27 protein-coding genes and 1 riboswitch are annotated in these 25,724 nt (G+C 63.2%); of the genes, 19 read left to right on the forward strand and 8 right to left on the reverse strand.

Features of this window, described 5'->3' with window-relative positions:
• The first annotated feature begins 35 nt into the window (after positions 1–35).
• The 4 genes from AC0NIH_RS01755 to AC0NIH_RS01770 all read left to right on the forward strand — a co-directional run bounded on the left by AC0NIH_RS01755 (position 36) and on the right by AC0NIH_RS01770 (position 3,717).
• Positions 36–875 carry an alkaline phosphatase family protein gene (locus AC0NIH_RS01755; protein WP_287272661.1) on the forward strand — a complete coding sequence of 280 codons (840 nt, stop codon included), beginning with the start codon at positions 36–38 and terminating at the stop codon, positions 873–875.
• Positions 876–1,041: 166 nt separating this feature from the next.
• Positions 1,042–1,608 carry a sigma-70 family RNA polymerase sigma factor gene (locus AC0NIH_RS01760; protein WP_473467076.1) on the forward strand — a complete coding sequence of 189 codons (567 nt, stop codon included), beginning with the start codon at positions 1,042–1,044 and terminating at the stop codon, positions 1,606–1,608.
• The gene (locus AC0NIH_RS01765) at positions 1,605–2,273 is read left to right on the forward strand and encodes an anti-sigma factor (RefSeq protein ID WP_473467074.1); all 669 of its coding nucleotides are present in this window, start codon (positions 1,605–1,607) and stop codon (positions 2,271–2,273) included. Before AC0NIH_RS01760 ends, AC0NIH_RS01765 begins: the two co-directional genes overlap by 4 nt.
• On the forward strand, positions 2,263–3,717 hold the full coding sequence (locus AC0NIH_RS01770) for a S8 family serine peptidase (protein WP_473467073.1): 1,455 nt from the start codon (positions 2,263–2,265) through the stop codon (positions 3,715–3,717). The genes AC0NIH_RS01765 and AC0NIH_RS01770 overlap by 11 nt, the downstream gene beginning before the upstream one ends.
• Positions 3,718–3,832: 115 nt before the next feature.
• Here AC0NIH_RS01770 and AC0NIH_RS01775 read toward each other — a convergent pair whose 3' ends face one another.
• A complete protein-coding gene (locus tag AC0NIH_RS01775) occupies positions 3,833–4,855 on the reverse strand; it encodes a substrate-binding domain-containing protein (protein ID WP_023765591.1) in 1,023 nt (340 codons plus the stop codon).
• 360 nt (positions 4,856–5,215) lie between these two features.
• On the opposite strand from AC0NIH_RS01775, the gene AC0NIH_RS01780 reads away from it, so the two are divergent.
• The 5 genes from AC0NIH_RS01780 to AC0NIH_RS01800 all read left to right on the forward strand — a co-directional run bounded on the left by AC0NIH_RS01780 (position 5,216) and on the right by AC0NIH_RS01800 (position 11,783).
• Positions 5,216–6,571, forward strand: a complete 1,356-nt coding sequence (locus tag AC0NIH_RS01780; RefSeq protein WP_023775941.1) for an ABC transporter substrate-binding protein — start codon at positions 5,216–5,218, stop codon at positions 6,569–6,571.
• Positions 6,572–6,805: 234 nt separating this feature from the next.
• Positions 6,806–7,819, forward strand: coding sequence for a carbohydrate ABC transporter permease (locus AC0NIH_RS01785; protein ID WP_013891616.1), 1,014 nt, complete (start codon positions 6,806–6,808; stop codon positions 7,817–7,819).
• A gap of 1 nt (position 7,820) precedes the next feature.
• Positions 7,821–8,975 (forward strand): carbohydrate ABC transporter permease, encoded by a 1,155-nt coding sequence (locus AC0NIH_RS01790; RefSeq protein WP_473467071.1) that lies wholly within the window; start codon positions 7,821–7,823, stop codon positions 8,973–8,975.
• A 4-nt stretch (positions 8,976–8,979) separates the two neighbouring features.
• Complete coding sequence (bglA, locus tag AC0NIH_RS01795) at positions 8,980–10,644, forward strand: beta-galactosidase BglA (protein WP_352703396.1); 1,665 nt, start codon at positions 8,980–8,982, stop codon at positions 10,642–10,644.
• 26 nt (positions 10,645–10,670) lie between these two features.
• Complete coding sequence (locus AC0NIH_RS01800) at positions 10,671–11,783, forward strand: ABC transporter ATP-binding protein (protein ID WP_352703404.1); 1,113 nt, start codon at positions 10,671–10,673, stop codon at positions 11,781–11,783.
• A 73-nt stretch (positions 11,784–11,856) separates the two neighbouring features.
• Here the strand turns inward: AC0NIH_RS01800 and AC0NIH_RS01805 are convergent, their stop codons facing one another.
• The 4 genes from AC0NIH_RS01805 to AC0NIH_RS01820 all read right to left on the reverse strand — a co-directional run bounded on the left by AC0NIH_RS01805 (position 11,857) and on the right by AC0NIH_RS01820 (position 12,912).
• Positions 11,857–12,102, reverse strand: a complete 246-nt coding sequence (locus AC0NIH_RS01805) for a DUF680 domain-containing protein (protein ID WP_473467068.1) — start codon at positions 12,100–12,102, stop codon at positions 11,857–11,859.
• Between the two features lie 53 nt (positions 12,103–12,155).
• On the reverse strand, positions 12,156–12,362 hold the full coding sequence (locus tag AC0NIH_RS01810) for a DUF680 domain-containing protein (RefSeq protein ID WP_473467066.1): 207 nt from the start codon (positions 12,360–12,362) through the stop codon (positions 12,156–12,158).
• Positions 12,363–12,427: 65 nt separating this feature from the next.
• Positions 12,428–12,625 (reverse strand): DUF680 domain-containing protein, encoded by a 198-nt coding sequence (locus AC0NIH_RS01815; RefSeq protein ID WP_023765596.1) that lies wholly within the window; start codon positions 12,623–12,625, stop codon positions 12,428–12,430.
• Positions 12,626–12,696: 71 nt separating this feature from the next.
• The gene (locus tag AC0NIH_RS01820) at positions 12,697–12,912 is read right to left on the reverse strand and encodes a DUF680 domain-containing protein (RefSeq protein WP_224688321.1); all 216 of its coding nucleotides are present in this window, start codon (positions 12,910–12,912) and stop codon (positions 12,697–12,699) included.
• Positions 12,913–13,404: 492 nt separating this feature from the next.
• A riboswitch (cobalamin riboswitch) is annotated at positions 13,405–13,606 on the forward strand.
• A gap of 114 nt (positions 13,607–13,720) precedes the next feature.
• Between AC0NIH_RS01820 and AC0NIH_RS01825 the strand changes: the two genes are divergently transcribed.
• From AC0NIH_RS01825 to AC0NIH_RS01860, 8 genes are all read left to right on the forward strand, one after another.
• A complete protein-coding gene (locus AC0NIH_RS01825) occupies positions 13,721–14,968 on the forward strand; it encodes an aromatic ring-hydroxylating oxygenase subunit alpha (RefSeq protein WP_473467064.1) in 1,248 nt (415 codons plus the stop codon).
• Positions 14,969–15,025: 57 nt separating this feature from the next.
• Positions 15,026–16,126 (forward strand): FAD-binding oxidoreductase, encoded by a 1,101-nt coding sequence (locus AC0NIH_RS01830; protein ID WP_023765599.1) that lies wholly within the window; start codon positions 15,026–15,028, stop codon positions 16,124–16,126.
• Positions 16,127–16,273: 147 nt separating this feature from the next.
• Positions 16,274–16,705: a PqqD family peptide modification chaperone gene (locus AC0NIH_RS01835; RefSeq protein ID WP_287276344.1), complete on the forward strand. Its 432-nt coding sequence runs from the start codon at positions 16,274–16,276 to the stop codon at positions 16,703–16,705.
• A 52-nt stretch (positions 16,706–16,757) separates the two neighbouring features.
• The gene (locus AC0NIH_RS01840) at positions 16,758–17,804 is read left to right on the forward strand and encodes a serine kinase (RefSeq protein ID WP_473467062.1); all 1,047 of its coding nucleotides are present in this window, start codon (positions 16,758–16,760) and stop codon (positions 17,802–17,804) included.
• A complete protein-coding gene (locus AC0NIH_RS01845) occupies positions 17,801–18,553 on the forward strand; it encodes a glycosyltransferase family 2 protein (RefSeq protein WP_287276340.1) in 753 nt (250 codons plus the stop codon). Before AC0NIH_RS01840 ends, AC0NIH_RS01845 begins: the two co-directional genes overlap by 4 nt.
• A 36-nt stretch (positions 18,554–18,589) precedes the next feature.
• A complete protein-coding gene (locus tag AC0NIH_RS01850) occupies positions 18,590–19,342 on the forward strand; it encodes a glycosyltransferase family 2 protein (RefSeq protein ID WP_473467061.1) in 753 nt (250 codons plus the stop codon).
• Positions 19,327–20,019, forward strand: coding sequence for a glycosyltransferase family 2 protein (locus AC0NIH_RS01855; protein ID WP_473467059.1), 693 nt, complete (start codon positions 19,327–19,329; stop codon positions 20,017–20,019). Before AC0NIH_RS01850 ends, AC0NIH_RS01855 begins: the two co-directional genes overlap by 16 nt.
• Complete coding sequence (locus AC0NIH_RS01860) at positions 20,019–21,491, forward strand: nucleotidyltransferase family protein (protein ID WP_473467057.1); 1,473 nt, start codon at positions 20,019–20,021, stop codon at positions 21,489–21,491. Before AC0NIH_RS01855 ends, AC0NIH_RS01860 begins: the two co-directional genes overlap by 1 nt.
• A gap of 71 nt (positions 21,492–21,562) precedes the next feature.
• Here AC0NIH_RS01860 and AC0NIH_RS01865 read toward each other — a convergent pair whose 3' ends face one another.
• Entirely contained in the window at positions 21,563–22,192 is a 630-nt protein-coding gene (locus AC0NIH_RS01865; protein ID WP_473467055.1) for an alpha-ketoglutarate-dependent dioxygenase AlkB family protein, read from the reverse strand.
• Between the two features lie 12 nt (positions 22,193–22,204).
• Here AC0NIH_RS01865 and AC0NIH_RS01870 point away from each other — a divergent pair, with 12 nt between their 5' ends.
• Entirely contained in the window at positions 22,205–22,333 is a 129-nt protein-coding gene (locus AC0NIH_RS01870) for a hypothetical protein (protein WP_473467053.1), read from the forward strand.
• Between the two features lie 74 nt (positions 22,334–22,407).
• Here AC0NIH_RS01870 and arfB read toward each other — a convergent pair whose 3' ends face one another.
• Complete coding sequence (gene arfB / locus AC0NIH_RS01875) at positions 22,408–22,845, reverse strand: alternative ribosome rescue aminoacyl-tRNA hydrolase ArfB (RefSeq protein ID WP_013891634.1); 438 nt, start codon at positions 22,843–22,845, stop codon at positions 22,408–22,410.
• Between the two features lie 95 nt (positions 22,846–22,940).
• On the reverse strand, positions 22,941–24,551 hold the full coding sequence (locus AC0NIH_RS01880; RefSeq protein ID WP_473467051.1) for a phosphoenolpyruvate carboxykinase: 1,611 nt from the start codon (positions 24,549–24,551) through the stop codon (positions 22,941–22,943).
• Positions 24,552–24,892: 341 nt separating this feature from the next.
• Here AC0NIH_RS01880 and AC0NIH_RS01885 point away from each other — a divergent pair, with 341 nt between their 5' ends.
• The gene (locus AC0NIH_RS01885; RefSeq protein ID WP_010912942.1) at positions 24,893–25,594 is read left to right on the forward strand and encodes a response regulator transcription factor; all 702 of its coding nucleotides are present in this window, start codon (positions 24,893–24,895) and stop codon (positions 25,592–25,594) included.
• Positions 25,595–25,724: the final 130 nt, after the last annotated feature.

Genomic DNA, 25,724 nt, shown 5'->3' on the forward strand with positions numbered 1-25,724 from the left:
TCATCCTCTTGCGACAAGACTGCATGGAGCCGCCCATGGCGCTCAAATCCAAGCTTCTGCTGATCGTCCTCGATGGCGTTCCCTACCGCAACTGGCGCCGGCTGATGGGCAATCTCGAGGGTTGGGTGCAATCGGGCGAGGCACGCGTCTGGAAGATGCGTTCCGTGCTGCCGTCGACCTCGGCCTGCTGCTATGCCTCGATCCACACCGGCGTGTCGCCGCAGGTGCATGGCATCCTCTCCAACGAGAACCGGTTCCGCGTCGGCCAGCCCGATATCTTCTCCGAGGTCAGCAAGGCCGGCGGCAAGACCGGCGCGGTCACCCACTCCTACTGGTCGGAGTTCTTCCGGTCCTATCCGTTCGATCTGGTCGAGGACATGGAGTTCGACGAGCCGGGCGGGCCGATCACGCATGGCCGCTTCCACACCATGACCGGCTACAATCTGCGCAACCAGATGACGCCGAGCGATGTCGATCTGTTCGCGACGCTGACCATGCTGACCAAGCGCCACGGCATCGACTACGGCATCCTGCACACCTGCACGCTGGACTCGATGGGCCACCGCTTCGGCCATGACTGCCATGAGATGGACCATGCCGTCTATGCCATGGACGCCATGCTGGCGGGGTTCCTGCCGGGCTGGATCGCGGCCGGCTATGAGGTGATGGTGACCGCCGACCACGGCCAGACGGATCGCGGCCATCACGGCGGCCACGACGACGAGATGCAGGATTTCGCGCTGTATTATTTCGGGTTGGGGAAAGGGCCGGATGCGAACACGCTGCTCGACCAACTGCAGCTGGCGCCGACGGTGCTGAGCCGTCTGGGCGTGCCGGTGCCGGCGACGATGAAGGCGAAGGCGTTTTTGGGGTGATGTAGCGCAACGCCTTCCCCCTTCCCCCCTTGTGGGGAAGGAAGAGAGCGCACCACTGGCAACCTCCCCTTTCTTCGGTTAGCCTCCGCAAATTCCTTGGCGGAGGATGAACCTTTTTGGACCGATCAGCGACAGAGCAGACAGGAGCCAGGCGGCTCGACCGGCCATGACGGCAGCGACGGACACCGATCGCGCGCTTGTCGACCGGGTCGCGAAGGGCGACCGTGCCGCCGTGCGGCTGCTGTTCATGCGTCATCACGCGCGGGTCTACCGCTTCGTGGTGCGCCAGACGGGATCGGAACTGATGGCTGACGATATCGCGAACGAGGTGTTCCTCGAATTGTGGCGCCAGGCGCCGGGCTTCGAGGGGCGCTCCGAAGTCTCGACATGGCTGCTCGGCATCGCCCGGTTCAAGGCGCTGTCCTTGCTGCGCAAGAAGAAGGAAGACTGGATCGACGACGAGGCCGCCGCCGCGGTGCCCGACGGCGCCGACACGCCCGAGGTCGTCACCATGAAGGAGGACAAGGCCGCTGCCTTGCGCCGCCTCATCGACGCCTTGCCCGAAGAGCACCGCACGGTGATCGACCTTGCCTATTACCACGGACAGTCGGTGACCGAGATCGGCGAGGTGCTCGGCATCCCGGTTGCGACCGTCAAAACCCGGATGTTCTACGCCCGCAAGAAACTCGGCGAGGCCCTCAAGGCCGCCGGTTACGACAGGGGGTGGCCATGAGCGCCGCTGAAAAGATGTCGCGCCGCGACGAAATGGAAACGCTGCTGCCGTTCTACCTGAACGGCTCGCTGGAAGGCTCGGACCTTGAAGCCGTCGAGGAATGGCTGGCCAACGATCCCTCGGCACTGGTCGCCCTTGGCGAGGCCGAGGCCGAATTTTCCGGCGCATCGGCGGCCAACGAGGCGATCCGCCCGCCGGCCGATGCGCTCAGCCGTTTCGCCAGGGCGTTCGACGCCGAGGCAGGACCGGTGCGGGCGCCGGCAGGCTCGTCCTGGCTGGCGCAGGCCTGGGGCCGCTTCGTGGCGCTGCCCGCCGGAGTCGCCTGGGCGGCGGCCGCGGTTCTGTTGGCGCTGATCATGGTGCAGTCGTTCGTGCAGCCCGGCGGCAAGGGCGGCAATTTCGAAATTGCCGGCGCGGAAGACGATCTCGCCAAGATGCCGTTCGCGCTGGTCAAGTTCAAGCCGGACGCCAAGGTGTCCGATATTTCGGGCTTCCTCGGCGGCAATGGGCTGAAGGTGATCGGCGGGCCGACCGCCGACGGCGTGTTCCGGCTCGGCATTCCCGCCGCCAACGCAGCCGACTACACCAGGCAAATCGGCCTTATTGCCGCCCAGCCCTTCATCGACACCGTGATCGAGGGGAGGAAACCGGCAGATGGCGGCTGAGGCGGTCATTCGATTTGCGGCGATCCTTGCGGCGGCGATGACAATCGCCGCCGTGCCCGCGTCGGCGCAGACCAACGCTGCCAGTCCCGGACGGACGAAAATCGATTGCAGCAACGCGGCCAATACCACGGCAGCCGACTGTGCCAAGGACAATGGCGGTGAAAAGGGCGGTTCGGGTGCCGGACAACCCGGCGCGGTCTTTCTGCCTGCTTTGATCGTCGACCTCTTCCCCAATCCTGCCGAAAGCCCGGCTCCCGTGCCGACACCCGCTCCGCGCCAGGACCCGGACACCTCACCGGCCGTGCCCGCCGATACACAGGCTGGAACCCCGCCGGGCGGGCCGATCGTCTCGCCGACCGATCTCATCGCCGTTCAGCCGCCGCGCGCCGTGGCCGGCGACTTCGTGCCCGACGAGGTGCTGGTGACCGTCGACGGCGATGCCGGCGCCGTGCAGCAGATCGCCGCCTCCTTCGGCCTCGAAGTGCGTTCTCAGCGTCAGTCCAGGCTGCTCGGCACCACTTTGGTGCGCTTCGGCATTCCGGACGGCCGTCCGGTCGGCATCGTGCTGGCGCAGCTAGCCGCCGACGGCCGCACGCAGCGGCGCGAGCCTAACCACATCTATTCGCTGCAGCAGGCGGCCGGCATCGTCAACTATGCCTTCGAGCGCATCGCGCTCGATTCCAAACAGGCCAGCGGCGAGAATGTCCGCGTCGCGGTGATCGATACCGGCATCGACGACACCAATCCGGCGCTGGCCGGGGTGATCGCCGGGCAGTTCGACGCCATGCCCGACGTGCCGATCGAAAAGCGCGATCACGGCACCTCGGTCGATGGGCTGATCGCCGGTGTCGGTGCGCTGGAAGGCATGGCACCGGGCGCCAGGATCTACCACGCGCGCGCCTTCGAAGGCGGCAGGTCGACCATGGACGTCATTCTCTCCGCACTCGACTGGGCAGCCGAACAGGACGTGCGCATCATCAACATGAGCTTCGTCGGGCCGAAGAACGACCTGCTCGGCGTCGCCTGCAGAAATGCTCGCGCGCTCGGCATCGTGCTGGTCGCCGCCGCCGGCAACAACGGGCCGAAGGCGCCCTATGGCTACCCGGCCGCCTTCGACGGCGTCATCGCGGTGACCGCAACCGACGCCAAGGACGGGCTGATGCCGCAGGCCAATCGCGGCGCCTATGTCTTCATCTCGGCGCCCGGCGTCGAGATGGTGGCGCCGAGCGGCGCCGGTTCGGATGTCGTCACCGGCACTTCGTTCGCCGCGGCGATCGTCAGCGGCGCCATCGCCAATCTGATCCACGCCGCGCCCGACCGCTCGGCCGACGACATCGAGAAGGCCTTGGCGGCAACGGCCAGGGATCTCGGCCCCAAGGGGCGCGACAACGATTTTGGTTACGGGCTGCTGGATATCAAGGCGGCTGGGGCGGGGAAGGAATAGGTTCCCTCAGACCTGTGACGTCGGCAGGACAGCACCCCCCTCTGTCCTGCCGGACATCTCCCCCGCAAGTGGGGAGATTACTCGCTTCGCCGCCTTCGCCAATCTCCGGCACGACCTACGCGGGCGCTCCGGCGACCGATCCCCTGATCACCAGGTCCACCGGCCAGATCTCGCCTCGCGCCCCCTCTTCCAGTCCCGATATCCGCGCCGCCAGACGCTCGGCGACGCGGGCGCCGGCGAGACGGATGGACGAGCGCGTCGTCGACAGCGGCACCGAAAAATTCTCCGGCCGCAGCCAGGGAAAGACATCGTCATGGGCGATCAGGGAGACGTCGCCCGGAATGCTCAGACCGAGGTCGCGCACCGCGCGCACGACGCCCAGCGCCATGATCAGGCTGGAGCAGACGATTGCCGTCGGCGCGTCGCTTGCTTCCAGCAGGCGCCTCGTGGCGCGATAGCCGTTCTCCTCTGTCATGACCAGAGAGCAGACATGGCGTTCGCTCAAGGCCAGCCCGCTCGCGGCGAGCGCACGACGCACGCCGCGCTCGCGATGGATGGCGAAGGTCTCGCCGTCGTCGCCATTGATCAGCGCCAGCCGCCGGTGGCCGAGCTGGACCAGCAGCCGCGCCGCCTCGTGGAAGGCGCCCTCATTGTCGATGTCGAGATAGGGATAGTCGAAATCGAAGCCTTCGCTGCGGCCATGGACGATGAAGGGAATGCCCAGCGTGTTGACCAGCGCTACCCGATTGTCCTGCGGCTTGGGAGAGGAGATATAGACGGCATCGACCTGGCGGTTGGCGACAATGCGCCGATAGGTCGTCTCCTGGTCGTCGGCGTCGGCCGGCGACAGCACGAGGTCGAGTTCGTGCGAACGCGCATAGTCGCCAAGGCCGGACAGGAATTCGACGAAATGCGGGTCGATGTCGACGGCGGCACCTGTCGGCAGGACATAGCCGATCATGCCGGACTTGCCGGTCGCCAGCCGCCGCGCGCTCGGATTGGGGCGGTAGCCGTGGCGCTTGGCGGCGTCCATGACGCGCCTTCGCGTTTCCTCGTTGACCTCCGGATAGCCGTTCAGCGCCCGGCTTACCGTGGTCTGAGAAAGCGCCAGCATATGCGCGAGCTGCTTGAGGTTCACGAGAGGTCTCCATCCCCAAAGCGCTTTAGATTGAACCGACCCAAGCACCATAAAGGTGCAGCCATGTTTGCGACGACCATAAGCGTGCCCGAGGCCGGTTTGAAACAAAAATTGCTGCTGCACCGCCAAAAAAGCATGCTGCAGCGCACTTTCTGGCCGTGAATGCTTCGTATTAAATCGATTAGTGCATGACCCTCTTGACTTCTGATCGATTCAATGGCGAGATCACCAAAGCCAAAGCGCTTTGGAAGACTCTTCGAAAGGTTGCGGTTCCCTTGCGACTGAGTCACAGTCCTGCGGCGTCGGCGGACGGAATGGAGGTTCCGTCCGGTGTGTTTGACCCACTGGGAGGGAATACCGATGAAGAAAATGCTTTTGCTGGGTGCCGCGTTCGCCACGCTCGCCCTGAACGTGCCCGCGCATGCCGAACTGAAGTTCAAGCCAGGCGAGGACGCGCGGTTTCACTGGGCCAACTTCGACGAACTCAAGAAGGTTGACCTCAAGGGCGAGACGCTGACGATCTTTGGCCCGTGGCGCGGTGAGGACGAGACGCTTGCCCGTTCGGTACTCGATTATTTCGCGGAAGCCACTGGCGCCGAGATCAAATATTCCTCGTCCGAAAACTACGAGCAGCAGATCGTCATCGACACGCAGGCGGGCAGCCCGCCGAACATCGCGATCCTGCCGCAGCCGGGCCTGATTCAGGACCTTGCCTCCAAGGGCGTGCTGACCCCGTTGGGCGACGACGTCGCCGCATGGGTCAAGGAGAACTACGCGGCTGGCGATTCCTGGGCCAAGCTCGGCACTTTCGCAGGAAAGGACGGCAAGCCAGGATTCTATGCGCTTCCCTACAAGATCGACGTGAAGGGTCTGGTCTGGTACTCGCCCGATAATTTCGAGGAAGCCGGCTACAAGGTGCCGAAGACCCAGGAGGAACTGGCCGAGCTCGAAAAGAAGATCATTGCCGATGGCGGCAAGCCCTGGTGCATCGGGCTTGGCTCCGGCGGTGCCACCGGATGGCCGGCGACCGACTGGGTCGAGGACATCATGCTGAGGACGCAGCCGCCGGAAGTCTACGACAAGTGGGTGAAGAACGAGATCCCGTTCACCGATCCGGCCGTGGTAAACGCCATCGACATTTTCGGCAAGATCGCCACCGACGACAAGATGGTCGACGGCGGCGCCAAGGCGGTCGCCGCGACGGACTTCCGCGATAGCCCGAAGGGCCTCTTCAGCGTGCCGCCGAAATGCTACATGCACCACCAGGCATCGTTCATCCCCTCCTTCTTTCCGGAGGGCGTAAAGCTCGGCCAGGATGCGGACTTCTTCAACTATCCGCCATACGCTTCCAAACCGGAATTGGGCACGCCGCTGGAAGTGGCCGGAACATTGGTGATGATCACCAAGGATTCCAAGGCATCCCACGAGTTCATCAAGTTCCTGGAGATGCCGCTCGCGCATGAATTGTGGATGGCGCAAAAGAGCTTCGTGACCCCGTTCAAGGGAGCCAACAAGGACGCCTATGGCAGCGAAGCGCTGAAGAAGCAGGGCGAGATCCTGGTCGGCGCGACGACAGTGCGCTTCGACGGATCCGACCTGATGCCCGGCAAGATCGGCGCCGGCTCATTCTGGACCGGCATGATCGACCTGGTCGGCGGCAAGTCCGCCCAGGATGTCGCCACCGACATCCAGAAGAGCTGGGACGGGATCAAGTAGGCAACCGGCGGTGACCGCAGCCTAAAACGCGTCGTGTCGAGACGGATTCACGCGACGCGCTTTAGGTCTTCGTTTCATGCATGTCGTCCTCCCGATGCTGGACCCGGGCTTCGGCCCGGTCCGACCGGCGGCTTCCGCCGGAAACCTTCGCGTTTCAATTGTTCCGAATGACTGAAAGTCGGTGCATCCGATCGCCAGCATTGCCTGGTCGATCATGCGCAGGGAGAGGGACCCATGGCGGCTCAGATTTTCTCGGCTATTTTCGTCATCATCATCGGCGTCGGAGGCTGCGTCGCCTATTTTTGGGGCGCCAACAGACTGGTCGACCTGATATTCCCGTCGCGCGGCGTCTCTGGCGCGGCGGCCATCGACAATCTGCGCCGACAGGGACTGGTGCGGCCGTGGCTGTTCGTCGGTCCGGCGATGATCATCCTGACCATCTATCTGATCTATCCCGTCATCGAGACGCTACGGCTGTCGTTCCTCGATCGCGGCGGCGTCAATTTTGTCGGCCTGGCCAACTATCAGTGGGCGTTCGGCGACCGCGACTTCCGCAACTCGATCCTCAACAACGTGTTGTGGCTGGCCGTGGTGCCCGCCGCCTGCACTTTCCTCGGCCTGATCATTGCCGTGCTCACCGACAAGATCTGGTGGGGCACGATCGCCAAGAGCCTGATCTTCCTGCCGCTGGCGATCTCCTTCGTCGGCGCCAGCGTGATCTGGAAATTCATCTACGAGTATCGCGGCGAGGGCCAGGTACAGATCGGCATCCTCAATGCCATCATCCAGCATTTCGGCGGCCAACCGCAGGTCTGGATATCGCTGCCGTTCTGGAACAATTTCTTCCTGATGGTGATCCTGATCTGGATCCAGACCGGCTTTGCCATGGTCATCCTGTCGTCGGCGCTGCGCGGCATACCCGAGGAAACGCTGGAAGCCGCCGTCATCGACGGCGCCAACCCGTTCCAGATCTTCTGGAAGATCATGGTGCCGCAGATCTGGGGCACCATCGCCGTCGTCTGGACCACGATCACCATTCTGGTGCTCAAGGTGTTCGACATCGTGCTGACCATGACCAACGGCCAGTGGAACAGTCAGGTGCTAGCCAATCTTATGTTCGACTGGATGTTCCGCGGCGGCGGCGATTTCGGCCGCGGCGCAACGATAGCCATCATCATCATGATCGCGGTCATCCCGATCATGGTCTGGAATATCCGCCAGGCCAACAAAGAGACGGGAGGGCACTGAGATGGCCGTCGCGACCGGAAATTCCTTCGCCAGCCGCTTCGGCGTTCACATCGCGGTGCTGGTCTTCGTGACGATCTGGACCATTCCAACGCTCGGCATCCTGGTCTCCTCGCTGCGTGACAAGGACCAGATCATCGCCTCGGGCTGGTGGAATTCGTTCGCCAGTTCCACCCAGACCGAGGCCGGCCGCCTGCCGCCCGCCTCGGCGCAAGTCCAGAAGGACGGCAAGTTCGTTCTGGACGGCAACATCTTCGGCGACGGCGCCAAGCGCGACATCAGCGCCTTCGGCGTCAAGTCGGCGGCGCCGACGCAATATGCGGCCGGCACATCGGCCGATCTCGGCGACGGCGTGACCCTGCAGGTCAATGCCGACGGCAGCTTCGTCATGACCTCGCCCAAGGCTTTCGAGGGTGACCGCGGCCAGCGCCTCTATTACGCCTCGTCGGCGCCGCCGAAATTCACCACCGACAACTACCGGTCCGTGCTGTTTTCGGAAGGCATCGGCCGCTCGTTCATGAACTCGCTGACCGTCACCATCCCGGCGACGGTGATCCCGATCCTGATCGCGGCTTTCGCGGCCTATGCGCTGGCCTGGATGCGCTTTCCCGGCCGGGCGCTGCTGATCGCGGTGATCATCGGCCTCTTGGTGGTGCCGCTGCAGATGTCGCTGATCCCGCTGCTGAAACTCTACAACGGTGTCGGCTCGTTCTTCGGCGTACCGTCGAAAACCTATCTCGGCATCTGGCTGGCGCATACCGGCTTCGGCCTGCCCTTCGCCATCTACCTCCTGCGCAGCTACATAGCCGGCCTGCCGCGCGAAATCATGGAATCGGCGCGCATCGACGGCGCCAGCGATTTCGAGATCTTCGTCAAGATCGTGTTGCCGCTGTCGTTCCCGGTGCTGGCCTCGTTTGCCATCTTCCAGTTCCTGTGGGTATGGAACGATCTTCTGGTGGCAATGGTTTTCCTCGGTACGGAAGCAGACCAGATCGTGCTGACTGCCAAGCTCAACGCGCTGCTTGGTTCACGCGGCGGCGATTGGGAGATCCTGACGACATCGGCATTCGTGACCATCATCGTGCCGCTGATCGTGTTCTTCTCGCTGCAGCGCTATTTCGTCCGCGGGCTGCTTGCCGGCTCGGTGAAAGGAGGCTGAGACCATGCAATCCGCTTTGAAAGCCAGTTCGAAACCTGACCTCGCCATCGATCGCGACTGGTGGCGCGGTGCGGTGATCTACCAGATCTATCCGCGCAGCTACCAGGATTCGAACGGCGACGGCATTGGCGACCTCAAGGGCATCATCCAGCGGCTGCCCTATATTGCCGCACTCGGTGCGGACGCCATCTGGATTTCGCCTTTCTTCACGTCGCCGATGAAGGATTTCGGCTACGACGTCTCGGACTATTGCGATGTCGACCCGATGTTCGGCACGCTGGCCGATTTCGATGCGCTGACGGCGGAAGCCCACCGGCTGGGTCTCAAGGTGATGATCGACGAGGTGCTGTCGCACACCGCAGACATCCATCCCTGGTTCAAGGAAAGCCGGTCGAGCCGCACCAATCCCAAGGCGGACTGGTATGTCTGGGCGGACGCCAAGCCCGACGGCACGCCGCCCAACAACTGGCTGTCGATCTTCGGCGGATCGGCCTGGCAATGGGACACCAGCCGCCAGCAATATTACCTGCATAATTTCCTGGCCGAGCAGCCCGATCTCAACTTCCACAGCCGCGAGGTCCAGGACGCCCTGCTCGACGTCACCCGTTTCTGGCTGGAGCGCGGCGTCGACGGCTTCAGGCTCGACACCATCAATTTCTACTTCCACAGCCAAGGCCTGGAAAACAATCCGCCGCTGGCGCCCGAGGAGCGCAACGACCAGACGGCACCGGCGGTCAACCCCTACAACTACCAGGACCATATCTACGACAAGAGCCGGCCGGAGAACCTCGGTTTCCTCGAGCGTTTCCGCGCCCTGCTCGACGAGTATCCGGCAACCGCCGCTGTCGGCGAAGTCGGCGATTCGCAGCGTGGGCTGGACGTGGTGGCAGCCTATACGGCCGGCGGCAAACGGGTGCACATGTGCTATTCCTTCGACTTCCTGGCGCCGGAAAAGATCAGCGCCGCCAAGGTCCGTTCGGTGCTGGAAACCTTCGGCAAGGTCGCAACCGACGGCTGGTCGTGCTGGGCGTTCTCCAACCACGACGTGATGCGCCCGGCCTCGCGCTGGGCGGCTGGCGAAGCCGATCCGACCGCCTATCTCAAGGTGATCTCGGCATTGCTGATGTCGCTGCGCGGCTCGGTCTGCATCTACCAGGGAGAAGAGCTGGGCCTCGGCGAGGCCGAACTGCGCTTCGAGGATCTGCAGGATCCCTACGGCATCCGCTTCTGGCCGGAGTTCAAGGGCCGCGACGGCTGCCGCACGCCCATGGTGTGGGATGGCAACGCCAAGAACGGCGGCTTTTCCCAGGCAAAACCCTGGTTGCCAGTGCCGGCCAAGCACCTGTCGCAGGCCGTCAATGTGCAGCAGGGCGACGAGACTTCCCTGCTCGAGCACTACCGGCGCTTTCTCACCTTCCGGCGCGCCCACCCCGCGCTGGCCAAGGGCGATATCACCTTCATCGAAAGCCAGGGCGACACCGTCGCCTTCACCCGCCGGGCCGGCAACGAGCAGATCGTCTGTGTCTTCAACCTTGGCGCCAAGCCGGCCAAGGTTGACCTTGGCGGCCGATCACTGCACCCTTTGCCGGGACACGGGTTTTCCGGGCAGGCGAGCACCGGTTCGATCGAACTCGGCGGTTACGGCGCCTGGTTCGGACGCATCGACTGAATTTTAGGAATTACTGGGAGGAACCAATGGCCGATGTCAATTTGAGGCAAGTGAAGAAGTCCTACGGCAATCTCAACATTCTCCACGGCATCGACCTCGATATCAGATCGGGCGAGTTCATCGTCTTCGTGGGTCCGTCGGGCTGCGGCAAGTCGACCCTGCTGCGCTCCATAGCCGGGCTCGAGGAAATCACCTCAGGTGAGCTCAAGATCGATGGCGAGGTGGTCAACGACGTGCCGCCGTCGAAGCGGGGCATCGCCATGGTGTTCCAGTCCTACGCGCTCTATCCGCACATGACCGTCTACGACAACATGGCGTTCTCGATGAAGATCGGCAAAGAGAACAAGGCCGAGATCGACCGTCGCGTGCGCCAGGCAGCGGAGATCCTGCAGCTGACCAAATATCTCGACCGGCTGCCCAAGGCGATGTCGGGCGGCCAGCGCCAGCGCGTCGCCATCGGCCGCGCCATCGTGCGCAATCCGAAAGTGTTCCTGTTCGACGAGCCGCTGTCGAACCTTGACGCGGCGCTCCGCGTCGCCACCCGCATCGAGATCGCCAAGCTCAAGGAATCGATGCCCAACACGACCATGATCTACGTCACCCATGACCAGGTCGAGGCCATGACGCTGGCCGATCGCATCGTCGTGCTCAAGGAAGGCCATATCGAACAGGTCGGCACGCCGATGGAGCTCTACAAGAAGCCCGGCAATCTGTTCGTCGCCCAGTTCATCGGCTCGCCGGCCATGAACATCCTGCCGGCGACCATCGACAAGACCGGAAACCCGACCGTCGTCAGCCACGTCGGTGGCCGCAAGGCGACGGTGCCGATCGCGACACCGGCTTCGGCGAAGGGCGCGGCGGTAAGCTTCGGCGTGCGGCCAGAGGATCTGATCATCGCCAGCGGCACGGACTATCTGTTCGAAGGCACGGTGGATTATGTCGAACAGCTCGGCGAGGTCCAGCTGGTCTATGTCGACATCGGCCGCGCCGACCTGCCGCTGGTGACCAAGCTGCCCGGCAATGTCGAGGTCAAGCGCGGCTCGACATTGCGGCTGAGCGCCAATGCCGAGGACCTGCATATCTTCGACGCGGATGGCCGGTCCTTCGCGCTGCACGAGGCGGAAGCAAAGGCGGCTTGAGCTAAAAGCCGACCTCAACGACAAAAAACGGCGGGCCATGCCCGCCGCTCATTCTTAAAACCGACTTCGACTGTTAGTGATTGCCGACGTGGTCCCGGTCGTTGCTCTGAGGGGCCGGCTTCTGCACGTTGCCCGACGAATTGAGCAGCTTGTAGACAGGCGAGCCGCTGTCGCGGATCGAACCGGTATGCGAAGCGTCCACATCGGTCGAAGTCACGGCAGGCTGGTTGGCGCCATTGGAGCCATAATTGTCGCTGCCGGCGAAAGCGCTGCCGGAAATCGCCAGAACGGCGGCGGCAGCAAGGATGATCTTCTTCATTTCAAGTCTCCTGAAGGCAGCGGCGGGCAAACCCGCCGCTGCCGGGTCGGCTGTTAGTTGTTGCCGAAGAGGTTGCGGTCGGCGCCGACGACAGGCTTCTGGTCAGCCGGTTCCGACTTCTTGGTCGAAGCCGTGTACGAATTGTCGGTCGAAGTCACGGCAGGCTGGTTGGCGCCATTGGAGTCATAGTTGTCACTGCCGGCAAAAGCGCTGCCGGAAACGGCCAGGACGGCAGCGGCAGCAAGGATGATCTTCTTCATTTCAAGTCTCCTGAAGTCTCGAATTCCACGGCATGGCAGGCAAACCCGCCATTGTCGGGTCGGCTTTAATTGTTGCCGAAGAGGTTGTGGTCGGCGCCGACGACAGGCTTCTGGTCAGCCGGTTCCGACTTCTTGGTCGAAGCCGTGTACGAATTGTCGGTCGAAGTCACGGCAGGCTGGTTGGCGCCATAGTTGTCGCTGCCGGCGAGAGCGCTGCCCGAAATGGCCAGGACGGCGGCGGCAGCAAGGATGATCTTCTTCATTTCAAGTCTCCTGAATTTTGATGAATTTTTGAGTTCGCCAGGACGGCGGGCAAGCAGCCGTCAACCGGCGGTTAGTGGTTACCGAAGAGGTTGTGGTCGGCACCCTGGACAGGCGTCTGAGCAGCCGGTTCCGACTTCTTGACCGAAGCGGTGTACGAGCTGTCGACGGCAGTGGCTGCAGGGGTCGCATTTGAACCGTAATGGTCCGAACTATAATGGTCGCTACCAGCGAAGGCGCTGCCGGAAATGGCCAGAAGGGCGGCGGCAGTGAGAACAATCTTTTTCATTTTGGGTACTCCAGTATTTTTCCGTCCGTCTAGCGGCGTGTCTTGGGATGAAATCGCGTCGTTCGGACAGGGCGGATGTGGGAAAGCCAGATGGCCGTTTCCAATCACGAAGTTGTTCCGCGTGGACCATGAATCCACCACTTGAAATTGTACCAACGGCTTCCACATCAATGTTTTTCTTTTTGATATCAATTGGTTAGATAAGATCAAGGGAGCTATCACCAACTGTGTCGGAGGCCCAGCGTTCACAACGTCCTGCACGCACCGTCAACAGAAACGAACCGTTCGGTTCGATTTTAGACTCCGCTAATAGTCACTTTTCGAAACTGTTAACCTTTTTTGGCTCCGGCCAAGGCTCGAAAAACAACGTTTGGGGTGCTGGCAACGAGCCGGCTGCAACGGTCGCGATCATTGTAGGGACGATCTTGCATGCGTGTCGCGCCGCATGGATGCGATGTCGTTTTCATGCCGACGCCGCGATGCATGCCGTGATTAGATCACGCCATCTCAGGTGCCGCTTCGTGACGACGGAGTGGAGAATTGGGAAGCCGGTCAGAATCCGGCGCTGCCCCCGCAACGGTGGTGGAGTTCAAGTCGCAACGGGAGACCACTGGGCGAAAGCCTGGGAAGGTGTCGCGATGGTCCGCAAGGACGACTCCAGAGCCCGGAAACCAGCCCGAGATTGCTAGAACTCGACTGATCGCGGTGGGCGGTCAAGGGGCGGATGATGCATGCCCGGCTGGCGCCGGCCTGCGTCCGATCCTTCCTCCATCACCACCAGTTCAGTCCTTGGATATGAGGACAGGACATGGATGCTCGCAACGACATGCTGAGGCTCTTGAACAGCCGCAGACAGGGCTTTTCGCTGGAACAGCCCTTTTACACCGATCCGGACTACTTCAAGCTCGACATGGAGCTGATCTGGTATCGCGATTGGCTGTTCATCGGCCATGATTGCGAGCTGCCCAAGCCAGGCAGCTTCATCACCGTGCAGATCGGCGACTATCCGGTCGTGCTGGTGCGCGATCAGCAGGGCAAGATCAACGCCTTCCACAATTCCTGCCGCCACCGCGGCAGCCGCGTCTGCAACACCGAGAAGGGCGTGGCCGCCAAACTGGTCTGTCCCTATCACCAGTGGACCTATGAGCTGGACGGCCGCCTGCTGTTCGCCCGCCAGATGGCCGAGGGTTTCGACAAGAGCCAGTTCGGGCTGAAGCCGGTCGCCTGCGAAAGCGTCGCCGGCTATATCTTCATCTGCCTGGGCAAGGAGCCGGCCGACTTCGCGCCGATGTGGGCGATAATCGAACCCTACCTCAAGCCGCACCGGCTCGGCGAGGCGAAGATCGCCTTCGAGAGCACGATCATCGAGAAGGGCAATTGGAAGCTCGTCTGGGAAAACAACCGCGAGTGCTATCATTGCGCGGGCAATCACCCGGAATTGTGCAAGACGTTCCCGGAAGCACCGACCGTGACCGGCGTGCAGGGCGCCGACAGCGATCCGGAGATGCTGGCGCACTGGGCAAAATGCGAGGCGGCCGGCCTGCCGAGCAAGTTCCGCATCGATCCGGCCGGACAGTATCGCGCCACCCGCGCGCCGCTGCTGCGCGATGCCGTCAGCTACACGATGAGTGGCAAGCGGGCGGTGAGGAAGAACCTCTCCGACAACGTCTCGGCCGACCGCATCGGCACCTTGATGCACTATCACTACCCGACGACATGGAACCATATCCTCATCGACCATGCCGTGACCTTCCGCGTGCTGCCGATCAGCGCCACGGAAACCGCCGTGACGACCAAATGGCTGGTCCACAAGGATGCGGTCGAGGGCGTCGACTACGATCTCGCCGAACTCACCCATGTGTGGACCGAGACCAACGACCAGGACCGCCGCATCGTCGAGGAGAACGCCTTCGGCATCCTGTCGCCGGCCTATGAGCCCGGCCCCTATTCGGAGTTGCACGAGGGCGGCGTCATCCAGTTCGTCGACTGGTACGCCCGCTTCATCGGTCCGCGCCTTGCCGAAGACGGCAAGCCGGCGCTGCGCAGCGTTGCGTGAGCTCATGTCGCCCAAACACGACATGAGCCGGGCAAGAAGGACCAGAGGATGAATGCGATGACGGATCTCGGCCTCTATCGCCATCTCGACCAGATGGCGCCGTGGAACGACCGGCTCCAGGTGCTGGAAGTGATCGGCGTCAGCGATGAGGCGCCCGACGTGAAGACCTTCACCTTCCGGTCCGACAACCAGACCTGGTTCCGCTACAAACCGGGCCAGTTCGTGACGCTGGAGCTGCCGACTTCGGACGGGCCGCTGATGCGCACCTACACGCTGTCATCGTCACCGTCGCGGCCATTCTCGATCGCGGTGACGGTAAAGGCGCAGGCCGGCAGCATCGGCACGCGCTGGATGTTCGACCATCTGGTGCCCGGCTCGCACGTCAAGGCCTACGGGCCGGCAGGCGACTTCTCGCTGCACAGCCATCCGGCGGCCAAATATCTGTTCATCTCGGCCGGTTCGGGCGTGACACCGATGATGTCGATGCTGCGCTGGCTGAACGACTGCGCGCCGTGGACCGATGTCGGCTTCGTCAATTGCGCGCGGCGCGCGGAAGAGATCATCTTCCGCAAGGAGCTCGAACTGCTCGGCGGCCATATGCCCGGCCTGTCGCTCGGCTTCATGATCGAGGAGCGGTCGAGCCGCGAGGGCTGGTACGGCCATATGGGCCGCATCGACGCGATCCGGCTGCCATTGCTGGCGCCGGATTTCCGCGAGCGCGAAATCTTCTGCTGCGGCCCCGATCCCTTCATGCGCGCCGTGCGCGGCATGCTTGAAGCCGCGGGCTTCGACATGACGCAATATCATCAGGAGAGCTTTGCGGCCCCTGCCGTGGAAGAGGTCCCGGCGCCGTTCGCGGCGCCCGCGGAAGGCGGCACGGTCGTTCCGGTCGAAGCGGCAACGCCAATCCGCTTCTCGCTTTCGGAGGTCGACGCCGAATGCGTCGCCGGCCAGACGGTGCTGCAGACGGCGCGCGCTTCGGGCGTGCGGATCCCCGCCGCCTGCGAATTCGGCCTGTGCGGAACCTGCAAGGTGAAGAAGGTCTCCGGCGATGTCGAGATGAGCCACAATGGCGGCATCCTCGATCATGAGATCGACGACGGCTTCATCCTGGCCTGTTGCTCCAAGCCGCTGTCGGCACTGGAAATCGAGGCGTAACCGGCAGGCAGGGCCTGCGGTCGCGCTCGCCGGGCCTGCGGGCCATCTTGCCAAAAACCCTGCAAATGGTTAGACGCCTCTACAACGGTAGGGTTGACCGTGAGGGCCGGCGATCATCCGCGCGGCCTGCTTCGGCGGGGAGCAAACATGCGACAATCCGGCATCTATGCCATAGCGAGCAAGGACATCGTCTTTGAATCCTTCGACGGCGAAGCCGTCGTTCTCGACCTGACGACGGGCAAATATTTCGGCTTCTCGGATTCAGGCAGCAGGCTTTGGGATGCGCTGTCGTCCGGCGTGCCTGCCTCCGAACTGGTCGGCGCCGCAACGGCGACCGGCGCGCTGGGTGCCGCCGAGATTGACGGCTTTGTTTCACAATTGCTCGAATTCGGCTTGCTGGCGGCCGTGACCGATGCCGCGGCAAGACCGGTTCCCAGCGAATTGCTGGCTCAGCTTGCGGGTGCCAGCGAGCCCCTCAAGGTCGATATCCACGACGACCTTGCCGATCTCATCGTCGTTGACCCCATCCACGAGGTCGAGGAACCCCTCGGTTGGCCCGCGGTGAAGCAGGCCAACTGAGGCACGCGCGTCAGGCACTCTCGTCGCTGGGCGGCGTCGGAACAGGCAAACCATGCCGAAAGTCACTCTCGAGAACCTAGCGGACTACGCACGTCATGTGCTGGCGCAGGCCGAAAGCAGCGCCGCGCATTACCCGCTGACGCGCACGGTGGGCCTGCCGCATCTGGAGCTGACCGCACATCTGAGTGCCGGCGCGTTGGCGAATGCCGTCGTTCACGGCTTTGTCGCTGCTCCGGGCAATGGGGCGGCTGCCAACACCTGCCGCATCTTCGTCGCCCATCCCGGCGTGGATGGCATCGCGGCGCCAGCCAGTTGGGGCCAAGGACCCTTCACGGAGCATGCCTTCGCCAGCCGGCTGGCGGAAGCCGGACTGCGCGGCAACCATTTCCACGACCTGGATTTCTGGCAGTTCTACGACCCCGGTCGCCGTCTGGGCGTTCAACTGATGACCGCCGATGACAGGTTCCCGCCTTGGGAGCCGGGGGCGCCGCTCCGCCCCTTCCTGCATTGGGAATATGCGGCGCGCGGCATGCGGCTGGCCCATGCGGGCACGCTGGGTGTCGGCGGCAAGGGAATTCTGCTCGCCGGAGCAGGCGGCGCCGGCAAATCGGGAACGGTCGTCGCCGGCCTGCTCAACGGGCTCGACAGTGTCGGCGACGACTATGTGCTGATCGACCTTGCCAACGGGCCGACCGCGCATCCGTTGTTTGCCACGCTCAAGCAGGATCCCGAGGGCTTCGAGCGGCTGGGCTTGAAACATCGGCTGAAATCCTATGGTCCGCTCAACTGGCAAGGCAAGCACCAGTTCAGCATCGATGACATCGCGGCACGGCCGATACCGGCGCGGCTGGACATCATCGCGTTGATGGTGCCTCATATCAGCGGGGACGAGGCAAGTTCGATCATGCCCGTGTCGCGCAAGGAGGCAATGATTGCACTGGCGCCGTCCGGCATCTCGCAAATGCCTGGCGAGCGCGAGAGCGGGTTTCGCTTTTTCAGCGACCTCACCCGGCAGCTGCCATGCTACCAGCTCTCGCTGGGGACGCGCCCACAGGAGATCGCCGGCACGATTTCGGACATCATGCGGAGCAACGCGTGAGATTGAGCGTCATCATGCCTGTCTACAACCGCGAGCACTATGTTGTTGCGGCCTTGCGATCGCTGCTCAGGCAGCGGGACGATGCCGAGCTCGATGTCATCGTCGTCGATGACGGGTCGACGGATGGCACCGTGGACATCGTCCGCGCCGTCATGCGGGAGGCATCGTGCATCCGGCTTTTCCACCAGGCCCACCAGGGTGTGGCAAGTGCGCGCAACACCGGTCTTGGCCAATTGCAGCCACAGACGCAATTCGTATCGTTCCTGGACTCCGATGACATCTCGCCATCCGGACGCTTCAAGGCCGACCTCGTCCATTTCAAAGCCGATCCGAGCCTCGACCTGACCTATTCCCTGATGATGATGGTTGAAGATCTCGACGACGAGATGCTGGAGCCGACTCCTGGCAGCCGCCGCAAGATCGCCCGAGGGCTTTCCTTGGCGGCAGGAACATTCAGCAGGAGGCTTATCGACCGGATCGGCAGCTTCGACGAGGCATTCCGTCAGGCCGAAGATACAGACTACCTGCTGCGCGTCTTTGAGAGCGGCCCCAGATTCGTGATGCCGGACACCATTGCGCTCTACTACAGACGTCACCCCGGCAACATGACCAGGGAGCCCGGCGTACCGCTTCGCGAGTACATGCGTGCGATCCACAAGTCGATGAAGCGGCGCAAGGCGGATCCCTCGCTGCATACGGTCGACGGCATTTTCGACCTGAAAGACTCCGCCGACTGGCGGTTCATGTGATATGTCGGGCGGCGAATTCATGATCCGGGGCGACATATGAAGCTGAGCGTGATCATGCCGGTCCACAATCGCGAACAATTCGTTGGCCTCGCGCTGCGCTCGCTGCTCAGGCAACGCGAAAACGTCGATCTCGACATCATCGTCATCGACGATGGTTCGACCGACGGCTCGGCGGCCGTCGTGCGGTCATTGGTCGACAAGGCCCCATGCATTCGTCTTTTCCAGCAGGCCAATGGCGGGGTCACCAAGGCACGCAATGCCGGGCTGAAACAATTGCTGCCGCAGACGCGGCTGGTATCGTTTCTCGATTCCGACGACATCTCGCCGATAGGGCGCTTCGCGGCGGATATCGCCTGCTTCGAAGAGGATCCTGGCCTCGACCTGACCTATTCGCGCATGACGCTGGTCGACAAGATCGATGGCGAGACGCTGGAGCCGGCCGCCGACAGCCACGCCATCACCGTGCGGGGAATCCACCTGTCAGCCGGGATTTTTGCACGGGAACTCATCGAGCGCACCGGCGGCTTCGACGAGGACTTCAGGCAGGCGGAGGACACCGACTATCTGTTGCGCATCTTCGAGAGCCAGGCAAAATACATTATGCCCGATACGGTGGCTCTCTATTACAGGCGTCATCCCGGCAACATGACCAAGGAAGCCGACGTGCCCTTTCGCGAGTTCATGCGCGCCATCCATAAGTCGATGAAGCGCCGCAAGGCAGACCCCGGCTTGCGGCGGGTCGAGGGCATATTCGACTTCAAGGATCTCGCGCAGTGGCGGTTCCTGTAATGGCGGGCTATGGCGTCGTCATTCCGGCTTTCAACGCGGCCGCAACCATCGGCGCGGCGCTGAACTCGGTTCTGGCCCAGACGGTCAAGGCGGAAGCCATCGTCGTGGTCGATGACGGATCGACCGACGATACGGTTGCCGTGATCGAGGCGATGAACCTGCCGGTGACGGTGCTGCGGCAAGAGAATGCAGGCCCCGGAAGCGCCACCACCAGGGGTTTTGCCGCACTCTCGACCCCGTTCGTCGCGACGCTCGACGCCGACGACCTGTGGCTGCCGGACAAGATCGAAAAACAGCTAGCCTGCCTCGACCGTGATCCCCGAACAGCGGGCGTCTTCGCGCACTGGCGGACGTTTCGCGGCGACAGGCCCGATTTGCCCGAGACGACCAGCGTGGCAGGCTGGTCGCGCACGACGATGATGATCCGCCAGGAGGTGGTGACGGCCGTCGGCCCCATCGTCGACCCACAAGGCGGCCGCGGCGAGATGATCGACTGGATCGCCCGGGTTCGCGAGGCAGGCTTTGTCCTTGCCATGCTCGACGACGTGCTGGCCTTGCGCCGCATCAGGCCCGGCAGCCTCTCTTATGGACGCGACCCGGCGCGCGATCGCGGCTATCTCGAAGTCGCAAGGCTGGCCATGAAAAGGCGCGCGCAAGGCAGAGCGGGTGGTGGCTGATGGCCAAGGCTGTCCGCCGCATCACCCGCCGGTTTCCCGACTATGGCTGGTCCTGGCCGACCGGGGGTCTCGACCAGTTGCTCAAGGCGGCACTCCTCGATGACGAGGAGGCGGCCAGCCAATGCGCGATGCACTGGTTGGCCGTGAACGACATCGATCTCGTCTCCTTCCGCGAACACCGGCTGCTGGCCGCCATTTCGGACCGATTCGGCAGGAAATTGGCTGGCCATACTGCCTTCCCACGGCTTGTCGGCCTGCAGAAGATGCTGTGGACCAAGTCGCGGATGGCGATGCGCGAAGCCGAACCGGCACTGAAGGCGATGGCGGATGCCGGATGCATCGTGATGCTCATCAAGGGCGCCAGCCGAATTGCCCTCGACGCGGCGGCACAGCGTGGCCGGGTGGCGCACGACATCGACATACTGGTGCGGCCGCAGGACATGCAAACAGCCTTCGACGTGCTGCGCGACCGCGAGTGGCAGATCGCCACCGGCGTCAGCCCGCAATATCTGAGGACAAGACTGGCCTCGCTGCGCTCGATGAACTTCTTCAAGGGCAATTTTGGCGACATCGACCTGCACCAGCTTGCCTATGACGGTTCGCAGCAAAGCGATGAAGATGACATCGCCATCTGGCGGCGGGCGGACCCCGCCATTTTCAGCGGCGTCGACGTGCTGGTGCCGTCGCCCGCCGACCGCATCGCGCTTGCCATCGCGCATGGCGGGCTCGACGCCCACACGCACAGCGACTGGCTGGTCGATTGTGCGGTGGCCATTCGCGGCGGCGATGTCGACTGGGACGTGTTCCTCGATGTCTTGGCCAGGCGCGGCCTTGCCGTTGCCGCGGCGGTGGCGCTCTCCTACCTCGCGCTTGAAATTGGCGTGACCGCGCCGGACAGGGTGCTGGCCCGTGTGCTAGAGATGGCCGACAGCGCCGGCCCCTCGCGCTGGTCCGGCGTGCTGCAGGCCAAGCCACGAACCGATTTCGGCAGGCTGGTCTGGCTGTCACGCGGCCTTGCCAAGCAATTGCGGCTTCGCCGCAAGAGCGGCCGCCTGCGGCAGGAACCGCCCGCCAAAGCCTGGCGGAGCAAGCCGGGCCGCCCCGAACCGCTGAATGCATCGTCGCCACCGGCGTTCTCCCAGGCCATACCCTGTCCGCGAATGGTGGGGGACATGATGCTGGACATCACCGTCAGGATCAGTGTGCCACCGGTCCGGCGCCGCATCGAAATGGAGATCAATGCCGATGACGACCATGTCGCACGCCTGCGCGCCATGGCCATCAGCCGATCCGGTGGAGAAAGGGTTCTGCATTTTCGCGGCAAGGTGACGCTTGACGGCGAACGGCAGGCCATGACGCTGGAGGCGCGACCCTCCCGGCAATTTCGCCGGTGGGACGATGCGGAGACTGTCGCCACCTATGGCGCGCTGCCGTTCCAGCTGATCTCGGCGACATTTTCGCCGCTGCGCTGACAGAACGCCGTGCCGTCACATGGCTCCATGGTAACGAGGATGTCCGGCGGCAGAAGCCCCTCCAGTATGGCTCATGCGGCACCCCCGTCCGGCTTGGTCACCCGCCGCAATGTCAAATTGATCCGCCCGCCGTTTTTCAGCAATGCCGAGGTCGACGGGTAGATGCGGTCGACGCCGTGGAAGGCGAGACGGCCCTCGCCGCCGAGCACGACGACGTCGCCGCTCTTCAACCTGAAGGATTTGGTGCCGCCGTCACGCGTCGTCTGGCCGACCCTGAACAAGCAATCGTCGCCCAGCGAGACGGAGACGACAGGCGCCGAAAAATCGGCCTCGTCGCGGTCCTGGTGCAGGCCCATCTTCGCTTCGGCCGTGTAGAAATTGACCAGGCAGGCTTCCGGCGGATGCCGATAACCGGAGACCTGTCGCCACAGGTCGAGCAGACGGTCCGGAATAGGTGGCCACGGCATCCCGGTCACCGGATGCGTCGGCTGGTAGCGATAACCTCGTTCCTTGTCGGTGACCCAGCCGAGCGGCCCGCAATTGGTCATCCGCACGCTCATCTCCTTGCCAGTGCGCGGCATGGCCGGCACGAACAGAGGAGCCTGCTGGACGATGCTTCTCACATCCTCGACCAGCGCTTCCTGGGCGGCGCGCGGCAGATAGGCCGGCATATGGCGGACGCCCTTGGGCAGGACGAGCATGGATTGCCTCGCATGGCGATGGTTCGTCGCCCCAGCATGCCACTGTCGAACGTAAACGGCGACCCGAAAGCCTGCGGCAGCGGCTATTGCTACATGGGCCAGGGCCGCAACATCACGGCTTCGCTGAAGCGCCGCTGGTAGAAACGAAAACGCCGCGCATGCTTTGCGATGCGCGGCGCCCGATTTCGCTGCCTCGCATCAGCTTTTCGCGGTGCTTAATCGTTCTCTACCCGGCCGCGCAGCTTCTTGATCGTGCCGCGTCCGGCCTTGCTCTTCAGCCGCCGTTCCACCGCGCCTTTCGAGGGCCGCGTCTTCTTGCGTGGCGGTGGTGGCGGCTCGGCGGCCTTGGCGACCAGTGCGGTCAGCCTTGCGCGCGCATCGGCGCGGTTCTGTTCCTGGGTGCGGAAGCGTCCGGCCTCGATGACGATGACGCCGTCCTTGGTGGCGCGCTGGCCGGCAAGCTTGATGGTGCGGGCCCGCACGCGTTCCGACAGGCCCGCGGCGTTTTGCGCATCGAAGCGCAGCTGCACCGCCGTGGCCACCTTGTTGACGTTCTGGCCGCCAGGACCCGACGAGCGGATGAAATCCTCGTGCAGGTCGCCCGGGTGGATCACGGCTTCGCCGGATATGATGATGTCGTCGTCGATCGGCATGCCGCAGTCATGGCGCGGCGGGCCGAAAAAGAAAAGGCCCGATCGAAACCGGGCCTACATGACACTGAACGCAACGATGTCGAGCGGGTTGGCGATTACTCCGCCGCTTCCTGCATACGGGGTGCCGCACCCAGCACGACGGCATCGACATGGCTTTCGAATTTCTCGAAGTTGACGGCGAACATCCCGACCAGCCTTGCCGCCTGCCGGTCATAGCCAGCCTTGTCGGCCCAGGTCGAGCGCGGATCGAGAATGACGCTATCAACGCCAGGCACGGCCACCGGCACCTCGAAGCCGAAATTGGCGTCGGTGCGGAATTCGGTTGCCTTCAACGAGCCATCGAGAGCGGCGGCAAGCAGCGCGCGCGTCGCCTTGATCGGCATGCGCTTGCCGGTGCCGTAGGCGCCGCCGGTCCAGCCGGTGTTGACCAGCCAGCAATCGGCGCCATGGCGGGCAATGAGCTCGCGTAGCAGATTGCCGTATTCCGAGGGATGGCGCGGCATGAACGGCGCACCGAAGCAGGTCGAGAACGTCGCCTCGGGCTCGGTGACGCCCTTTTCGGTTCCGGCCACCTTGGCGGTATAGCCGGACAGGAAGTGATACATCGCCTGCGCCGGCGTCAGCCGTGCGATCGGCGGCATCACGCCGAAAGCGTCGGCGGTCAGCATGATGATGTTCTTGGGATGGCTGGCGCGCCCGGTCTTCGAGGCGTTGGGTATGAAGTCGAGGGGGTAGGCGCAGCGCGTGTTCTCGGTAAGCCGGCCGTCGTTGAAATCCGGCGCGCCATCGGCGTCGAGGATGACATTTTCCAGCACGGTGCCGAAGCGCTGCGTGGTGGCGAAGATCTCCGGCTCGGCTTCGGCCGACAGCTTGATCGTCTTGGCGTAGCAGCCGCCTTCGAAATTGAAGATGCCGTGCGGCCCCCAGCCATGCTCGTCGTCGCCGATCAGCGTGCGCGACGGATCGGCCGACAACGTGGTCTTGCCGGTGCCCGACAGGCCGAAGAAGATGGCGGCGTCGCCGCCGGCACCTTCATTGGCCGAGCAGTGCATCGGCATCACGCCTTTTTCCGGCAACAGATAGTTGAGCATTGTGAACACCGACTTCTTCATCTCGCCGGCATAGGAGGTGCCGCCGATCAGCACGATCTTGCGGGTCAGATCGACGGCGATCACCGTTTCGGTGCGGCTGCCGTGGCGGGCGGGATCGGCGCGGAAGGACGGCAGGTCGATGATCGTCATCTCGGGCACGAACTGCTCGAGTTCCGTCTTGCCCGGTCGGATCAGCAGATTGCGGATGAACAGCGAGTGCCAGGCGAATTCGGTGATTACCCTGGTGGGCAGCTTCAGCTCGGCATCGGCGCCGCCGACCAGGTCCTGTACATAAAGATCCTTGTCCGCGGCGTGGGCGCGGAAATCGGCAAGCAGCGTTTCGAACTGCGCCGGCGAGATCGCCTTGTTGTTGTCCCACCAGACATGCGGCTCCGTGGCAGCGTCGCGGACCACGAACTTGTCCTTGGGAGAACGGCCTGTGTGCTGGCCGGTCTCGGCGACCAGGGCGCCATGCGCGGTCAGCCGGGCCTCATTGCGCCGGATCGATTCCTCGTAAAGCGCCGCCGCACCGAAATTGTAGCGCACCACGCCAGAGGTTTTCAGGCCGATACGATCGATCGCGCAAGCAGGATTGCGTATGCCGACTTCCGACATGGGTGTCCCTTCTTAGATTTTCCGCATCTTTGCCGGCCATTTCCGGCATGCCCACCACGCAGGCTAATATGGTCAGAACCAGAAAAGCCAAATGATATCAAATCATTAATCGATTTAAAAATTTTGAAAGTTGTTTAAATCGTTTATATATGCGAAAAGTTTCACGGTTGCCAAAGGATTGGCGATGTTCGTTCGTCCAATCCATGTCGAGGTTGGATTGTGGCCGGCGGCACCCCGCGCGTGACAGCGGACAAGGCCTATGCCACATTTTGTACCTAATTTGTCCTGCAAAAGCCCCTTCTCTACTAAAGAAGGGACAGCTCATGAGGGAGCCGCTTGAAATGGCAACAATCGCGCTTGTCGATGACGACCGCAACATTCTGACGTCGGTGTCGATCGCCCTCGAATCCGAGGGATATCGCGTCGAGACCTATACGGATGGTGCGTCCGCGCTGGAAGGCCTGGCGGCGCGCCCGCCGAATCTTGCCATCCTCGACATCAAGATGCCGCGCATGGACGGCATGGAACTTCTGCGCCGGATGCGCCAGAAGTCCGACCTGCCGGTGATCTTCCTGACCTCCAAGGACGACGAGATCGATGAATTGTTCGGCCTCAAGATGGGCGCCGACGACTTCATCCGCAAACCGTTCTCGCAGCGCCTGCTGGTCGAGCGGGTACGGGCCGTCCTGCGCCGAGCCAGCGCCCGCGAGGCCGCGGCAAAAGCGCCCAGCCAGCAGGCCCGTTCGCTCGAGCGCGGCCAACTGGTCATGGACCAGGAACGCCACACCTGCACCTGGAAGGGCGAGCCGGTGACGCTCACCGTCACCGAATTCCTGATCCTGCATTCGCTGGCGCAGCGCCCTGGTGTCGTAAAAAGCCGTGATGCGCTGATGGATTCAGCCTATGATGAACAGGTCTATGTCGATGACCGTACGATCGACAGCCATATCAAGCGGCTGCGCAAGAAGTTCAAGGCTGTCGACGACGACTTCGAGATGATCGAAACCCTTTACGGAGTCGGATACCGGTTCCGCGAAGCGTGAATAGGCAGTAGGCAGTAGGGAATAGTCAGTAGTCCGTTTTTGAATGGTGCGAGCGGCCACTCACACATGGCCACGATCTCAGCCACTTCTCTATTCCCTACTGCCTACGCACTACTCACTAATTAGGCGG

It is taken from the genome of Mesorhizobium sp. WSM1386 (assembly GCF_055901595.1).

Coding starts and splice junctions, on each gene's coding strand:
- AC0NIH_RS01755 (WP_287272661.1), top strand. CDS start 36: ATGGCGCTCAAATCCAAGCTTCTGCTGATCGTCCTCGATGGCGTTCCC.
- AC0NIH_RS01760 (WP_473467076.1), top strand. CDS start 1,042: ATGACGGCAGCGACGGACACCGATCGCGCGCTTGTCGACCGGGTCGCG.
- AC0NIH_RS01765 (WP_473467074.1), top strand. CDS start 1,605: ATGAGCGCCGCTGAAAAGATGTCGCGCCGCGACGAAATGGAAACGCTG.
- AC0NIH_RS01770 (WP_473467073.1), top strand. CDS start 2,263: ATGGCGGCTGAGGCGGTCATTCGATTTGCGGCGATCCTTGCGGCGGCG.
- AC0NIH_RS01780 (WP_023775941.1), top strand. CDS start 5,216: ATGAAGAAAATGCTTTTGCTGGGTGCCGCGTTCGCCACGCTCGCCCTG.
- AC0NIH_RS01785 (WP_013891616.1), top strand. CDS start 6,806: ATGGCGGCTCAGATTTTCTCGGCTATTTTCGTCATCATCATCGGCGTC.
- AC0NIH_RS01790 (WP_473467071.1), top strand. CDS start 7,821: ATGGCCGTCGCGACCGGAAATTCCTTCGCCAGCCGCTTCGGCGTTCAC.
- bglA (WP_352703396.1), top strand. CDS start 8,980: ATGCAATCCGCTTTGAAAGCCAGTTCGAAACCTGACCTCGCCATCGAT.
- AC0NIH_RS01800 (WP_352703404.1), top strand. CDS start 10,671: ATGGCCGATGTCAATTTGAGGCAAGTGAAGAAGTCCTACGGCAATCTC.
- AC0NIH_RS01805 (WP_473467068.1), bottom strand. CDS start 12,102: ATGAAGAAGATCATCCTTGCTGCCGCCGCCGTTCTGGCGATTTCCGGC.
- AC0NIH_RS01810 (WP_473467066.1), bottom strand. CDS start 12,362: ATGAAGAAGATCATCCTTGCTGCCGCTGCCGTCCTGGCCGTTTCCGGC.
- AC0NIH_RS01815 (WP_023765596.1), bottom strand. CDS start 12,625: ATGAAGAAGATCATCCTTGCTGCCGCCGCCGTCCTGGCCATTTCGGGC.
- AC0NIH_RS01820 (WP_224688321.1), bottom strand. CDS start 12,912: ATGAAAAAGATTGTTCTCACTGCCGCCGCCCTTCTGGCCATTTCCGGC.
- AC0NIH_RS01825 (WP_473467064.1), top strand. CDS start 13,721: ATGGATGCTCGCAACGACATGCTGAGGCTCTTGAACAGCCGCAGACAG.
- AC0NIH_RS01830 (WP_023765599.1), top strand. CDS start 15,026: ATGACGGATCTCGGCCTCTATCGCCATCTCGACCAGATGGCGCCGTGG.
- AC0NIH_RS01835 (WP_287276344.1), top strand. CDS start 16,274: ATGCGACAATCCGGCATCTATGCCATAGCGAGCAAGGACATCGTCTTT.
- AC0NIH_RS01840 (WP_473467062.1), top strand. CDS start 16,758: ATGCCGAAAGTCACTCTCGAGAACCTAGCGGACTACGCACGTCATGTG.
- AC0NIH_RS01850 (WP_473467061.1), top strand. CDS start 18,590: ATGAAGCTGAGCGTGATCATGCCGGTCCACAATCGCGAACAATTCGTT.
- AC0NIH_RS01860 (WP_473467057.1), top strand. CDS start 20,019: ATGGCCAAGGCTGTCCGCCGCATCACCCGCCGGTTTCCCGACTATGGC.
- AC0NIH_RS01865 (WP_473467055.1), bottom strand. CDS start 22,192: ATGCTCGTCCTGCCCAAGGGCGTCCGCCATATGCCGGCCTATCTGCCG.
- AC0NIH_RS01870 (WP_473467053.1), top strand. CDS start 22,205: ATGGCGATGGTTCGTCGCCCCAGCATGCCACTGTCGAACGTAAACGGC.
- arfB (WP_013891634.1), bottom strand. CDS start 22,845: ATGCCGATCGACGACGACATCATCATATCCGGCGAAGCCGTGATCCAC.
- AC0NIH_RS01880 (WP_473467051.1), bottom strand. CDS start 24,551: ATGTCGGAAGTCGGCATACGCAATCCTGCTTGCGCGATCGATCGTATC.
- AC0NIH_RS01885 (WP_010912942.1), top strand. CDS start 24,893: ATGGCAACAATCGCGCTTGTCGATGACGACCGCAACATTCTGACGTCG.